This is a genomic window from Streptomyces antioxidans (assembly GCF_000968685.2).
GTDB classification, from domain to species: domain Bacteria; phylum Actinomycetota; class Actinomycetes; order Streptomycetales; family Streptomycetaceae; genus Streptomyces; species Streptomyces antioxidans.
The window spans coordinates 38,377-52,806 of the sequence record NZ_LAKD02000070.1; the positions used below are offsets into that span (position 1 = coordinate 38,377).

A 14,430-nucleotide genomic window follows, 5' to 3' on the forward strand; every position below is an offset into this window, starting at 1 on the left:
TGGTTCGAACTTTGTCGCGGGTGTCGGACGCTAGGTCACGACACGGCTAAGATGATCGCCGTATTCCGTTTCCGGACGGGACATCAGGGCTCTGAACGTTCCTTCCGCGCCCGCGTTTCCCCTGCACGAGGTTCCTGATGACTGATCACATATCGGAGGCGGTGAGCTGGTGTCTGGCCGCCGCGCTTCTCGTCGTCCTGGTGCTTCTGATCCGCCAGCGGCAGATCACCGCCGGAGTCCGCAGGCGTAACGCCACCCTCGAGGACAGCCTGCGCGCCCGTGACGAGGAGGTGCGCCACCTCGTCGACGTACGCCTCCCCTCGGTCGCCGACGCCCTGAGCCAGCCCGGCCCGCTGCCGGGCCTGCGCGACGAGAAGCTGGCCGGTACGGCCTTCGCGCAGAGCCTGCACGCCGTCATGGAGCAGTTCACCCGGGCGGTGGACAAGGCGCAGACGCGCGCCGACGCCTCCGCCAAGGCGGCGCTCAAGGCGTCGATGCGCGCCGTCCAGGGGCTCGCCAACGAACAGCAGCTCTCCATCTCCGAGATGCAGGAGCGGCACGACAACCCCGATGTGCTGCGGGACCTGCTGGAGATCGACCACGCCAACGCCCAGTTCGGGCGGCGTGCCCAGGCCATCGCCGTGCTCTGCGGCTCCTGGCCCGGACGGCAGCGGCTGGCCTCCTCACTGACCGATGTGGTCCGCGGCGCCAAGTCCCGCATCCGCGACTACCAGCGGGTTCAGGTGCACACCCTGGTCGATGTCGCCGTGGTGAGCCGGGCCGTGGAGCCCGCCGTGCTGGCCGTCGCCGAGCTGCTGGACAACGCCGCCCGCCACTCGCAGCCCAACACCTCGGTGGAGGTCAGCCTCCAGCCGGTGCACAACGGTGCCTGCATCGTGATCGACGACGCCGGGGTGGGCATGGACGGCCAGGAGGTCCAGCGCGCCGCCAGTCTGCTCTCCGGCCAGCGCGCCGTGGACGTCGCCCGGCTCGGCGACCCGCCGCAGTTCGGCTTCGCCGTGGTCGGCCTGCTGGCCGGGCGGTACGGCTTCAGCGTCTCGGTGGACACCCGGTCCCCGTACGGCGGTGTGCGCGCCGTGCTGTTCCTGCCGACCGAGCTGCTCACCCACTTCGGCCCCGACGAGGGGCCGGGCACCGCCGGGCAGGACCCCGAGGGCGCCGAACCGCTGCGCACCCTGCCCTCCCGCCGGACCCCTCCCCCCAGGAGGGCGCCCCAGACGCCGACCGTCCCCGCCCAGGCCCAGGAGGCATCCCCGCTCCCGCGCCGGGCCCCGATCCCGCACCAGGCCCAGGCACCCGACCAGGCGCCGAACCCGCAGCGGACCCAGCCCACGGCACCGGCCCAGGCGGCGTCCGCCCCGGAACCGGCGTCCGCCCCGGCGCCCCAGCCGTCCCCCGGCGGCGAGGACACCGGCGTGTACGGCACCACCGCGGGCGGTCTGCCCAAGCGCCGCCGCCGGGAGGCCGCCGCCACCCTGCCGCCCGTCGGCTGGACCACGGGCGCCGGGCAGACCGGCGCCGCCGACGCCGATACGGGCGCGTTCCGCGCGCGGTCGGCGAAGGAAACCGCCTCGCGGATGGGCGCGTTCGCCCGCGGCACCCGCTCCGGCCGTTCCGCCGCCCAGGACTCCGCCCCTCACCATGACGAAGGGAATCGCCAGGCATGAACGACCATCTCAACAACGAGCTCGGCTGGATGCTCGACGAGGTCGTCAAGATGCCGGAGGCGCGGCATGCGATCCTGCTCTCCGCGGACGGGATGCTCCGGGCACACTCCCAGGGCATCGCGCGGGACGAGGCCGAGCGCCAGGCCGCCGCACTCTCCGGGCTGCAGTCGATCAGCCGCTCCACCTCCGAGTTCTGCGATCCGCACGAGACGCCCTGGCAGCAGACGCTGGTCGAGTTCGTCGGCGGGTACGTCTTCCTGATCGCCGCCGGGCCCGGTGCCTATCTGGCGGTCTCGGCCACCGAGGCCGTGGACATGGAGGCGGTCAGCTACCGGATGCAGAAGCTCGTCGACCGGCTCGGCAAGGAGCTCACCAGCCCGCCGAGGCAGGGCCTCCCGCGGCAGGGGATCGGTAGCCACACATGAGCCCTGGTAGGCGCGAACGAGGATTGGTACGGCCGTATGTCGTGACCGACGGCCGTGCCTACCCGACTCGTAACACCTTCGACCTGGTGACCCTGGTCATGGCCCACCCCGACCGGCCGCTCACCGGGCTCAGCCCGGAGAAGCGGCGGGTCATGGAGCTGTGCCTGGGCGGCGCACTCTCGGTGGCCGAGGTCGCCGGGTATCTGGAGCTGCCCGTCAGCGTCACCAAGGTCCTGCTCGGCGACCTCGTGGACAGCGGCCACATCAGCGCGCGGGCCCCCATCCCGCCGGCCGAACTGCCCGAGGTCCAGCTGCTCCAGGAGGTGCTCGACGGACTCCGCGCGTGTCTCTGACCGGACGGCCTGCCTCCCGGCCACGGTGCGGGCCGCGGCGAAGATCCTGGTCGTCGGGCGCTGCGCCGCCGACGTCGTCTCCCGACTGATCGCGCACCCCGCGCAGCCCAACGGCCACCGCACCGTGCCCGCGCGGCTGGCCTGACCGCCCGCAGGCCCACGCTCCCGCCCGCCCCCTTTCCCGGGGGCGGGCGGGTGGGCGGGGGCCGGGGCTACCCCTTACGATCCTCTCCGTGTCCAAACTGACCGACCTCCCGAAACGGATTCTGATCGGGCGGGCGCTGCGCAGCGACAAGCTGGGGGAGACCCTTCTCCCGAAGCGCATCGCGCTCCCCGTCTTCGCCTCCGACCCCCTGTCCTCCGTCGCGTACGCGCCGGGGCAGGTGATGATCGTTCTGTCCGTGGCGGGTGCGTCGGCCTACCACTACAGCCCGTGGATCACGATCGCCATCGTGGTGCTGATGTTCACGGTGGTCGCCTCGTACCGCCAGAACGTGCACGCGTACCCCAGCGGAGGCGGTGACTACGAGGTCGCCACCACCAACCTCGGCCCCAAGGCGGGACTGACCGTCGCCAGCGCCCTGCTGGTCGACTACGTCCTCACGGTGGCGGTGTCGATCTCCTCCGGTGTGGAGAACCTCGGCTCGGCCGTCCCCTTCATCGTCGAGAACAAGACCCTCTGCGCGGTCGGGATCATCCTGTTGCTGACGCTCATGAACCTGCGGGGGGTACGGGAGTCGGGCAAGCTCTTCGCGGTCCCCACCTACGTCTTCGTCGGCGGCGTCTTCGTGATGATCCTCTGGGGCGCCTACCGCGGGCTGGTCCTGGGCGACGACATGAAGGCCCCCACCGCGGGCTTCGAGGTGCACGCCGAGCAGACCGGGCTGGCCGGTTTCGCGCTGATCTTCCTGCTGCTGCGCGCGTTCTCCGACGGCTGTGCCGCCCTGACCGGCGTCGAGGCGATCAGCAACGGCGTGCCCGCCTTCCGCAAGCCCAAGAGCCGTAACGCGGCCACGACGCTGGCGCTGATGGGCGGCCTCGCCGTGACCATGTTCATCGGCATCATCACCCTCGCCCTGGCCACCGACGTCAAGATGGCCGAGCACCCCGCGCACGACCTGCTGAGGAACGGCACCCCGGTGGGCGCCGACTACACCCAGAACCCCGTGATCTCGCAGGTCGCGGCCGCGGTCTTCGGCGACGGCTCGTTCTTCTTCGTGGTGCTGGCCGGGGCCACCGCGCTGGTGCTGTTCCTGGCCGCCAACACCGCGTACAACGGCTTCCCGCTGCTCGGCTCGATCCTGGCCCAGGACCGCTATCTGCCCCGCCAGCTGCACACCCGCGGCGACCGGCTCGCCTTCTCCAACGGCATCGTGCTGCTGGCCTCCGCGGCCGCGGTCCTGGTCTACCTCTACGGGGCCGACTCCACCCGGCTGATCCAGCTCTACATCGTCGGCGTCTTCGTCTCGTTCACCCTCAGCCAGACCGGCATGGTGCGGCACTGGAACCGCCATCTGGCCACCGAGCGGAACCCGGCCACCCGCCGCCGTATGGTCCGCGCCCGCGCGATCAACACCTTCGGGGCCTTCTTCACCGGCCTGGTGCTGGTCGTGGTGTTGCTGACGAAGTTCACCCACGGCGCCTGGGTCGCCCTGCTCGGCATGGTCATCTTCTACGTCACCATGACGGCCATCAGGCGCCACTACGACGGCGTCTCCGAGGAGCTGGCGGCGGCCACCGAACAGCTCGACGAGGAGGAGGTGCGCCCCTCCCGGGTGCACTCCCTGGTCCTGGTCTCCAAGGTCCACAAGCCGACGCTGCGCGCCCTGGCCTACGCCAAGCTGATGCGCTCCCACCGGCTGGAGGCGCTGAGCATCAATGTGGACCCCGCCGAGACCAAGGCGCTGCAGGAGGTGTGGCACGAGCGCGGCATAGACGTGCCGCTCAAGATCCTCGACTCGCCCTACCGCGAGATCACCAGGCCGGTCATCGACTACGTCAAGAGCTTGCGCCGGGAGAGCCCGCGCGATGTGGTCTCCGTCTTCATCCCGGAGTACGTGGTCGGCCACTGGTACGAGCATCTGCTGCACAACCAGAGCGCGCTGCGGCTCAAGGGGCGGCTGCTGTTCACCCCGGGCGTCATGGTGACCTCCGTACCGTGGCAGCTGGACTCCTCCGAGCTGGCCCGGAAGCGGGCCCGGAAGCGGGCCGAGTGGAACGCGCCGGGTGCGGTGCGGCGCGGCCCGGTGATCCCGCCCAAGCCGGAGAAGGGCGAGAAGCCCGGCGTCACCTCGCAGGCGGGCCGCTAAGGCGGTGTCCGGGCGTTGACGGGGTGAGGTCCGGCGGGACGTAGACTGGTGGGCTGTTGTCCCGCCCCGCGGGTTGTTGTCCCACCTGCTGGGCGGTTGTCCCACCGCGCCCCCTCACCCCCTCTGGAGCCTGAGCCCGCCATGCACAGTGAACCCAAGGCATCGCTCGTCGGTGAGGAGTACGAGGTCGAGGTCGGCCCGGTGGCGCACGGCGGCCACTGCATCGCCCGGACCGCCGAGGGCCAGGTGCTGTTCGTCCGGCACGCCCTGCCCGGCGAGCGGGTCGTCGCCCGGGTGACCGGGGGCGAGGAGGGCGCGCGCTTCCTGCGCGCCGACGCGGTGCGGGTGCTGGACCCCTCCAAGGACCGGGTCGAGGCGCCGTGCCCGTTCGCCGGGCCCGGCAAGTGCGGCGGCTGCGACTGGCAGCACGTCGCCCCCGGCGCCCAGCGCAGGCTCAAGGCCGACGTGATCACCGAGCAGCTGGCCCGGCTGGCCGGGCTCACCCCCGAAGAGGCGGGCTGGGACGGCACGGTCGAGCCCGCGCCCGGCGACAAGGTGGCCCGCGGCGAGGTCCCGGCCTGGCGCACCCGGGTGCAGTACGCGGTGGACGAGCAGGGCCGCCCCGGGCTGCGCCGCCACCGCTCGCACGAGGTCGAGCCGGTCGACCACTGTCTGATCGCCGCCCCCGGCGTCACCGAACTCGGCGTCGAGAAGCGTGAATGGCCCCAGATCGCGACCGTGGAGGCCATCGCCGCCACCGGCTCCTCCGACCGGCAGGTGGTCCTCACCCCGCGCCCCGGCGGGCGGCTGCCGATCGTGGAGCTCGACCAGCCGGTCTCCGTGCTCCGGGTCAGCGAGCCCCGCGGCCGGGAGCGGACCCGTCTGGTGCACCGCGTCCACGGCCGTCCCTTCGTCCGCGAGCGCGCGGCGGGCCGCACCTGGCGGGTCGGCGAGGGCGGCTTCTGGCAGGTCCACTCCAAGGCGGCGGACATCCTCGTCGAGGCCGTGATGCAGGGGCTGATGCCCCGTAAGGGCGAGATGGCCCTCGATCTGTACTGCGGCGTCGGCCTCTTCGCTGGCGCGATCGCCGAGCGGGTGGGGGAGCGCGGCGCGGTGCTGGGCATCGAGTCGAGCAAGCGCGCGGTCGAGGACGCCCGGCACAACCTCCAGGACCTGGAGCGCGTCCGCGTCGAGCACGGCAAGGTCGAGCAGGTGCTGCCCCGCACCGGGATCACCGAGGCCGATCTGATCGTCCTGGACCCGCCCCGCGCGGGCGCGGGCAAGGAGACGGTCACCGGCCTCGCGGCCCTGGGCCCCCGCCGCATCGCCTACGTCGCCTGCGACCCGGCGGCCCTCGCCCGTGACCTCGCGTACTTCCGCGAGGCGGGCTACACCCCACGCCGCACCCGCGCCTTCGACCTCTTCCCGGTGACCCACCACGTGGAGTGCGTGGCGATCCTCGAACCAGTCGCGAAGCGCTCCTGATCGCCGTGGCGGTCCGCGATGGGAATATGCCTGACGAACTTCACGGGGTATAGAAATCCCCCAGAAAAAGTCACACGGTGAATGGCTTTGGCCCGCCCCCGCGGTCTCGGATAGATTTGCCTTTCCTGGCCGGGAGCGCGGCTGATACGGCATCTACGGAAAGCGCCAGATGTGGGCTTATGGGGCAACCGCACCATTCAGGAAGATGCGGTGAGAAATAACCGAAATTGCGGGCCGCTGGGCAGGAGTGGACCGGTAACGAGACCGGACGGGCTGGTTGGTCTGCTGAAAACAAGGCCGGAATTCTGCAAAATTTAGGGGTTCACCTAGGATCTTATTCCAGTGCTTCTCGCTTTGCATTTCTCCGTTTATGGTGGAATGGATGCGTGCCATGGATAATGATCAGAGCGGCTGCGAAGTGTCCCAGCCGGTCGGTGACTGGGTTCTCAGCTCGGTCCAGGCCAGGATCCTGGAGGGTGTTGCGGCTGGCTTTTCCAGCGGGCGGCTTTCGAGAGAGTTGTACCTCAGCTCGAAAACCATCGACTATCACGTCCGCGTCATGTCCGACAAACTGCAGGCGCCGAATCGTGTCGCGTTGGTTTCGAGGGCGTTCGTCCTCCAGATTCTGCGAGCAGATTCGTGGCCTCCGCGCATTTCGCGGGAAACTGTGGATTAATGCCCGATGGTTCGTGAGAGCGTAATCCGTGCATTCATGCATGAACCGCATGGTCCGGCGCCGTCAGTGGCAGGGGTCGCCCGGTATCGCCCGGTCACGGCACGTCCGCCGCTCCGGTCAGCCGCGTGGGCGGGGAGAGCACGATGTCCTCGGTCGCCACCCGTTCCACCGACGTGTCCGCCGTTCCACCGACGTGTCCGCGTAACCCAGTTCGGCCAGCCGGTCGAGCAACTGGTCGACAAGGATCTCCGGCGCGCTCCCCCCGGCGCTCACGCCGACCGTGGACACGCCGGCCAGCCAGGTGGCGGATGCCGTCCTGGCGGTTCTGGCTGGCGTACCAGATGTCGTCGGTGGCGGGTCCGCGCAGGTCGGTGAACCTGCGCTGGAGCACGGCGACGATGTCCCTGGTCTCGTCCACCGAGAGCGTGGTCTGGGTGAGGTAGGCGACCGGGGCGTCGGGTGGAAGGTCCAGTGCCTCCGCGTCGGCGACCGTCTCGACGATGACCGTCTGGTCGGGGGCGTGCCCGTAAGTGCCCTCGACCTCCTCGTGGTCCGCGTGCCCGACCAGCAGCAGCGTCCGCCCGTCGCGGGCGAACCTGCGGGCCTCCTGGTGCACCTTGGCCACCAGGGGGCAGGCCGCGTCGAGCACGTCCAGCCCGCGTGCGTCCGCGTTCCGCCGCACCTGCGGGGAGACGCCGTGCGCGGAGAAGACGCACACCGCGCCCTCCGGCACCTCCTGCTCGGAGTCGACGAACCGGACTCCCCGGCGCTGGAACTCGCCCACCACGTGGTGGTTGTGCACGATCTCCTTGCGGACGTAGATCGGCGCGCCGTGCTGTTCCAGCGCGAGGTCGATGATGGCTATCGCCCGGCGCACACCGGCACACAAACTCTGCGGCTCGGCCAGCAGGACCTGCTTACCGCCACCCATTCCCACCCCGTTCCGTGTCATGTGTGCCGGTCTTAATAGCCGGACCCGAAGTTCGGCGTTGGTGCAGCCCAGCAGCTACCATTCCGCAGAGTAGTCTAATCCAGTCCTTACGCCGCCTTCTTTGGGGTTTTTCCTAAAGTCGAAGATGCTCACTCTGTGTCGTTGACACGACCAGGGTCGTCCCCCAGGATGGAATCCAATAGCTGCCACTCAATTTCGGGGCGACTCGATGCTCCGGACAATGAGGGCGGTTCTGCATTTCGAACGAGGCGCTGCTCGTGCCGCAGACTCGCATGTGGGAGGTGCTGGCACGGTTGATGGACATGGAATCCGGTCCGGCGATCCTTGTTAAACCACGCATCCTCGCCAACGCCATGACGAGCACAGTGTAACGACCACAGCAGGCTATTCGCCAACGTCGTCGGCATCCGAGCTCTGGAGGAGTGACCGTGTCAAATCTGGATGAGCTTTCAAGTTCACCTCAAACAGCGCTGGAGCCTCAGGATGAGGTAAAAATCGTTGGCCAGTACTACGACGACAAAACAGCCAGGCTCGTTCGCAAATACGGGCCTGGCCCCAGGATTCACTATCACGTAGGCCACTACCCGTCCTCTGTGGCGCCACCGCATGCTGACGATGCGACGCCGGATGCCATTCGCGGCAGCATCCGGAGTCATCAGGAGGGGCTGCTGCGGTACGCGGCCAAGATCTGGGGCGCCGAACACCGGCTGTCGGGGAAGATCCTGGACGTCGGCTGCGGCCTTGGCGGGGGCTCGCTCTTCTGGGCGCAGGAATACGGCGCCGACGTCACGGCGGTCACCAACGCGCAGGAGCACGCCCCGATAGTCGAGGGGTTCGCGCGGGAATGCGGTGTGGACGGCAAGGTCCGAGCGCTGGTCAGCGATGCGATGCAGCTCCCCTTGGACGGCGGCCCCTACGACGCGGCCGTAGCAATCGAGAGCAGCGGGTATTTCAACCGCCCTCAGTGGTTCGAGCGGCTGGCCCACGTGCTTCGTCCGGGCGGGAGCGTGTGCGTCGAGGAAGTATTCATCACACGCCCTCACGGGGCCGATGTGTGGGCCGAATACTTCTACACCAAACCGGCCACGGTGCGCGACTACGCGGAAGCCGCGCAGGCCGCGGGTTTTGAACTGGTCGATGACGTCGACGCTACGTCAGAGACCCTGCCGTTCTGGGAGGAGAGTGCCGCCTGGACGAAGGCGGTACTGGACACTGACAGCAGCCTTTCGCCAGTTGACCGCAGGAACCTGAGGATATCTCTGCTGGCGAACCAGGCGCTTGGCGCTGAATGGGGAGCCGGCGGCCTGAAGCTGGGTTTCCTGCGCTTCGAGCTGAAGAAGTGAGCAGGGAACTCACGACGAGCGGAGAATAGCAGCACGCAAGCGCTGGGCTGGGGCTGCCCAGCCCAGCGCAGCGGGTTTCCACCCGCCTTTCGATATGACTGCCGGATTCCAGGGCGGTTGACCTAGATCCTCGCCGCAGAGGATCCGTCATCGGCCGACATGGACCAACTCGCGGTCGACCCGCAGGACCTGCGGTGGCGTACCAACACGAACATTCGCGGGCTCACCGCCGGCCGGGCTGAACCGCCGCTGGCTTCCCGCCACTTTCACCATGACACGGAGTTCTTCATGACGATCGAGCAGTCTCCCACTCACAGCGACGACGTCCGTAACGTGTACGACGGGTTCGGTCGCGTCTACGGCTCCGTGTGGGGCCCCAATATCCACTACGGCTACTGGGAGAACGACGCCGACGACAGCTCCGTCGAGGTGGCCACCGACCGCCTGACCGACCTGATGATCTCGGGTCTCGGCGCACAGGCCGGCCAGCGGGTCCTGGACATCGGCTGCGGCATCGGCCATCCCGCGCGGCGGCTCGTCCGCGCCTCTGAGGCGAATGTGGTGGGCATCACCATCAGCCACATCCAGGCGGCGGAGGCCACGGAACACACCGCCGAGGCCGGGCTCGCCGACCGGGCCACCTTCCAGTTCGCGGACGCGATGGACATGCCCTTCCCCGACGCCTCGTTCGACGCGGCCTGGGCGTTCGAGTCGATGTGGCACATGCCCGATCGCGGCCAGGTGCTCTCCGAGACCGCCCGCGTCCTGCGCCCCGGCGGCCGCCTCGCCATCGCCGACGTCATCCAGCGCGACCCGATCAGCCCTGAGGGACAGGTGGTCCTGGACCACATCTGCGAGAACTACGGGGTGAGCTCCTTGGGCACCGTGGACGAGTACCGGACGGCGCTGGCCGCCAACGGTTTCGTCGACGTGGAGATCCGTGACATCACCGACAACGTCATCCGTACCCTCGGGCTCATGGCCGACGCCTTTGAGACGGTCCGCGACAAGCTGGCCGATGTGGTCGGCAAGGAACAGGCCGACTCGCTCATCGACTTCGTGCGCAGGTTCGGGTCCATCCCGGAGAGCGGCTACCTCTACCTGACCGCGGTCCGCGCATGACCGCGGTCTTTCAGCAACGGTAGGTACCTGCGGTCTTCAGCTCGGCGTCCAACGGTAAGTACCGCCGCCGCACACGCCCTTGGCCCGCGCCACGTCCTGGCGCGGGCCGGAAGCCGATGTGGATGCCGTCCTCACTGCTGCCGTACCCGCAGCTCGGTCAACGCCCGAAGCGGAAACACCGGCCGGTGATGTGGCGGCAGTCCGGGCGCCAGAGTCAGCCCCGGCATCCTGGCGGCGATGGCCTGCACCGCGATCTCCAGTTCGGCGCGGGCGAATCCGGCTCCGAGGCAGAAGTGGATGCCGTGCCCGAACGCGAGGTGCGTGGCGGAGCGGCTGTCCGGGCTGAACGCGGCCGGACACGCGTGGGCGCGACTGTCCCGGCCCGCCGCTCCGTACAGCAGCAGCAGCCGGCTGCCCGCGGCCAGGTGGACATCACCCACCACTACGTCACGGGTCGCGGTCCGGTACATGCCCGCCAGCGGGCTGTCGAACCGCAACCCCTCCTCGACCAGGTCCCGTGTGTCGATCGTCCCGTCGACGACCTCGGCCCAGCCGCCGGGCGACCGAAGCTGCTGGTAGAGGAGGGTGCCAAGCGCCTCGGCACAGGTCATGTGGCCCGCGAAGATCAGTGTGGGGACCTGGACGGAGACCTCGTCGGCGGTGAGCGTGCGGCCCGCCTTGCCCTCGTGCAGCAGCTCGCTGATCAGGTCGTCCTGCGGTGCGGCCAGCCGCTCCTGTACGAGTGAACGGGCGAACGCTCCGAAGTCCATCAGCCCGCGGGCGTATTCACGCAGCCGGTCGGGATCGGCGTTGCGCTGCGACATCATGAGTTCGATGCGCTGCTCGGACCACGTACGGCAGCGCTCGAAGTACTCCTCGGGGACCCCGAGGCGCCGGCAGATCGCCTCGAGGGCGTATGGAACGGCGAACGCCGAGATGAAATCGAACTCCGTCTGCGCCGCGACACGCTCGGCGAGGTCGGTGGCGATCGCGCGGATCGTGGGCTCGAACGCCCTGACCCTGGCCGGTGTGAACCCGGCGTTGAGCACTTCCCTGACCCTGGCGTGCTCGGGAGGGTCGAGCGAGCCGACGGCCACCGCATCGGCGCCGCGCCAGGTGCGGAACATCCGGCTCACGTCCTCGGGCAGCGCGACCGCGGGACGCGGGTTGTGGTCACGCGCCGAGAAGCTCCGGTCGTCCCGCAGCACGGCGACCATGTCCTCGCGCCGGGTGACGCACCACGCGCCGAGCAAAGGAGCGTAGAACACCGGCTCCTCGTCTCCGACATCAGCCAGGAATGAATACGGGTCGTCGCGATGTGCGCCGTACGGGTCGAACGGCCTGTCCTTATGCAATTGACCAGAATCGGCCGACGTAGCCATCTCGCCTCTCCAGCTTTCAGTAAATCATTCCTGGCAGTGATCGGTAACGTTGCGTGATATCGCTCGGCTGTCCGCGCCAAGGCAGGCCTGCCCGGCCTGAGAGTTGTTCGGCAATCTCGGCACAGTCGACCCGGTCAAAGTACGGCCCTGGTCCGGCCAGCAGCTACCAATCTGCAGGGTAGTCTAATCCAGTCCTTAGGCCGCCTTCTTTGGGGTTTTTACTAAAGTCGAGGATGCTCACGCTGCGTCGTTGACACGACGGGAGGGGTCGTTCAGGATGGCGGACGGAACGCACGGCGAGGTGGGGCAAGGGCCGAGAAGATATTTACGCAACATATCCAGCACAGTGATTTTCAGTGGTGCAATTCGCGAACCCCATGCGCGTAGATTCTGACCAGGAATGGGGAAGGCGCGCGACCGGAGGAGAATCCCGATGAGCGCACTCGACACCTCGTCGACCGGGCTCCAAGCCTTCCGGTCGCCGAGGATGGTGCAATCCACGGTGTCGCCCGTCATGCGGCAGCAGACTTCCGCATTGGAGCCGACCCTGGCCCGGATCTGCTCTTACCACCTCGGTTTCACCGATGAACGCGGTGACCCCAGCAGTGCGGAGGGCAAACTGACCCGCTCCGCCCTCATGATGATGGCGGCCGATGGAGTCGGCCTGCGGCCGGAGGACATGCGGTGCCAGGCGGCAGCAATGGAGTTGCTGCACAACTCGACCCTGATCCACGACGACATCATCGACGGGGACGAGCTGCGCCGCGGCCGCCCAGCCGCGTGGAAGGTGTTCGGCGCCAGTCTGGCCATCCTGGCCGGGGACGCGATGCAGGCTCTCGGGCTGCAGATGGTCGTCGACGACCCCGGCCCCGGCCGTGCGGAAATCTCCAGCGCGTTCGCCAAGGCCCTCGGTCTGGTGCTCTCGGGCCAGGCTCGCGAGCTCACCGTCCGGCTGGGTCCGGACACCGGCATCGCGGAGTACGACCGCATCGTGGAGGAGAAGACGTCCGCGCTGCTGGAGTGCGCACTGGTGACGCCCGCCCTGCGGGCGGGCACACCGGAACACGTCCTGGCCGCCCTGCGCAGTGCGGGCAGGCATCTGGGCCTCGCTTTCCAGATCTTCAACGACGTCGAGGACATCTGGGGCGACCCCACCGTCACCGGCAAGCCCGTCCGGAGCGACATCCTGCGGCGCAACCCGAGCTTTCCGGTGCTGGCGGCCCTGTCCGCCGACACCCCGGCCAGTGAACGGCTGCGCCGGCTGTGGCACGCCGACGGCACCACGGCGGCGCACCTTCAGCAGATGGCCGACCTCGTCGAGGAATCCGGCGGCCGGCACACGGCCGAGCGGCTGTCCCGCAACCATCTGGACTCGGCCCTGGAGCACCTTGGACAAGCCGAGCTGTCACGGGCCGCGTCCACCGAACTGACCGCCTTGTTCGACCGCATCGTCCATCGATCGTGATCGTCCTCGACAAGTGGTCTGAACCTCGATTCCGGCGGAGGCCGTCAGTGAGTACCCCAGCTCAATTGCCTTTTGAGCAGACGAATGTGCTGCGACTCGCGCCAGGGCTGCGCACGCTCCAGTCCCAGGGCGCGGTCCATCGGGTTCGTACGGCCGAGGGCGACGAGGCGTGGCTGGTCACCGGTCATGCCCAGGTGGCGCAGTTGCTCGACGATGACCGGCTCGGCCGCTCCCATCCCGATCCGGAGGCCGCGTCGCAGGACAGCGGGTCGGCGCTGCTCGCCAGCCTGCTGGGCGACTTCGCCACCGACCACCCCCGGCTGCGTGCGCTGCTGGAGCCGCACTTCTCACCCGAGCGGATGCTGGCGCTGCGGCCCCAGGTCGAAAGGCTGACCGGGCGGCTCCTGGACGAACTGGCAGCGCAGAAGCCACCGGTGGACCTGCGCCAGGCGCTGGCGCTGCCGCTGCCGATCCAGGTGATGTGCGAGTGGTTGGGCGTGCCCCAGGAGGACAAGGACCGGTTCGGCGGCTGGACCCAGGACGCCGCCAACGTCGGGGACCCGGTCAAGTCCAAGCAGGGACTGGGCGAGTTGTTCGGCTACTGCCGCCAACTCGTCGCGGACAAGCGGAAAGACCCGGCCGATGACGCGATCTCCAGGATCTGCGCGACCGAGGGGATCACTGACAACGAGGTCCTTGGGCTGACGGCGTTGTTGCTGTTCGGCGGCTATGAGACCACGGTGGCCCGGATCGGCACCTGTGTGTCGCTGCTGTTGGCCAACCCCGAGCAGTGGCAGGCGTTGCTTGACGACCCGGGCCTCATCCCCGGCGCGGTCGAGGAAACCCTGCGGATGTCGATGCCGAACCCGCACAACGGCGGCATGCCCCGCTATGCGCTGACGGACTTCGAGATCGACGGAGTCACCATCCGGACCGGCGACTTCGTGCTGCTGAACATCATCGCGGCCAACCACGACGAGACGATCTTCGCCGACCCCGGCCGGATCGATGTCGCTCGCGACACCACGGACAGCCTCGTGTTCGGGCGCGGCGCGCACTCCTGCGTCGGCGCGATGCTGGCCCGGACGCAGCTGCAGGTGGTGCTCACCCAACTCGTCACGCGATTCCCCACCATGCGTCTGGTTGTCGGCGTAGAGGAACTGGGGCTGCGCCACAACACGCTGATCGGCGGGTTGATCCAACTTCCGGTGACATGGTGATTGGATCCTG

At 68.8% G+C, this 14,430-nt stretch carries 12 protein-coding genes; 10 read left to right on the top strand and 2 right to left on the bottom strand.

Annotated features, from left to right (window positions below; genetic code table 11):
- The first annotated feature begins 137 nt into the window (after positions 1–137).
- The 6 genes from VT50_RS24875 to VT50_RS41445 all read left to right on the top strand — a co-directional run bounded on the left by VT50_RS24875 (position 138) and on the right by VT50_RS41445 (position 6,936).
- Positions 138–1,688: an ATP-binding protein gene (locus tag VT50_RS24875; RefSeq protein ID WP_046088448.1), complete on the top strand. Its 1,551-nt coding sequence runs from the start codon at positions 138–140 to the stop codon at positions 1,686–1,688.
- Positions 1,685–2,113, top strand: coding sequence for a roadblock/LC7 domain-containing protein (locus VT50_RS24880; protein ID WP_046088447.1), 429 nt, complete (start codon positions 1,685–1,687; stop codon positions 2,111–2,113). Before VT50_RS24875 ends, VT50_RS24880 begins: the two co-directional genes overlap by 4 nt.
- A complete protein-coding gene (locus VT50_RS24885; protein ID WP_046088446.1) occupies positions 2,110–2,466 on the top strand; it encodes a DUF742 domain-containing protein in 357 nt (118 codons plus the stop codon). The genes VT50_RS24880 and VT50_RS24885 overlap by 4 nt, the downstream gene beginning before the upstream one ends.
- A 233-nt stretch (positions 2,467–2,699) precedes the next feature.
- Positions 2,700–4,775: an APC family permease gene (locus VT50_RS24890; RefSeq protein WP_046088445.1), complete on the top strand. Its 2,076-nt coding sequence runs from the start codon at positions 2,700–2,702 to the stop codon at positions 4,773–4,775.
- Positions 4,776–4,916: 141 nt separating this feature from the next.
- Complete coding sequence (locus tag VT50_RS24895; protein WP_046088444.1) at positions 4,917–6,260, top strand: class I SAM-dependent RNA methyltransferase; 1,344 nt, start codon at positions 4,917–4,919, stop codon at positions 6,258–6,260.
- 391 nt (positions 6,261–6,651) lie between these two features.
- On the top strand, positions 6,652–6,936 hold the full coding sequence (locus VT50_RS41445; protein WP_046088443.1) for a LuxR C-terminal-related transcriptional regulator: 285 nt from the start codon (positions 6,652–6,654) through the stop codon (positions 6,934–6,936).
- 94 nt (positions 6,937–7,030) lie between these two features.
- On the opposite strand, the gene ispH is transcribed toward VT50_RS41445, so the two are convergent.
- Positions 7,031–7,888, bottom strand: coding sequence for a 4-hydroxy-3-methylbut-2-enyl diphosphate reductase (ispH, locus tag VT50_RS24905; RefSeq protein ID WP_240529299.1), 858 nt, complete (start codon positions 7,886–7,888; stop codon positions 7,031–7,033).
- Positions 7,889–8,316: 428 nt separating this feature from the next.
- Here ispH and VT50_RS24910 point away from each other — a divergent pair, with 428 nt between their 5' ends.
- Together VT50_RS24910 and VT50_RS24915 are read left to right on the top strand one after the other, a co-directional pair.
- Positions 8,317–9,231, top strand: coding sequence for a methyltransferase domain-containing protein (locus VT50_RS24910; RefSeq protein WP_053048696.1), 915 nt, complete (start codon positions 8,317–8,319; stop codon positions 9,229–9,231).
- 288 nt (positions 9,232–9,519) lie between these two features.
- Positions 9,520–10,353, top strand: a complete 834-nt coding sequence (locus VT50_RS24915; protein WP_046088479.1) for a methyltransferase domain-containing protein — start codon at positions 9,520–9,522, stop codon at positions 10,351–10,353.
- A 131-nt stretch (positions 10,354–10,484) separates the two neighbouring features.
- Here VT50_RS24915 and VT50_RS24920 read toward each other — a convergent pair whose 3' ends face one another.
- Positions 10,485–11,708, bottom strand: coding sequence for a cytochrome P450 (locus tag VT50_RS24920; RefSeq protein WP_240529300.1), 1,224 nt, complete (start codon positions 11,706–11,708; stop codon positions 10,485–10,487).
- A 460-nt stretch (positions 11,709–12,168) separates the two neighbouring features.
- Here VT50_RS24920 and VT50_RS24925 point away from each other — a divergent pair, with 460 nt between their 5' ends.
- Complete coding sequence (locus VT50_RS24925; protein ID WP_240529301.1) at positions 12,169–13,200, top strand: polyprenyl synthetase family protein; 1,032 nt, start codon at positions 12,169–12,171, stop codon at positions 13,198–13,200.
- Between the two features lie 65 nt (positions 13,201–13,265).
- Positions 13,266–14,420 carry a cytochrome P450 gene (locus tag VT50_RS24930; protein WP_240529302.1) on the top strand — a complete coding sequence of 385 codons (1,155 nt, stop codon included), beginning with the start codon at positions 13,266–13,268 and terminating at the stop codon, positions 14,418–14,420.
- The last annotated feature ends 10 nt before the right edge of the window (positions 14,421–14,430 follow it).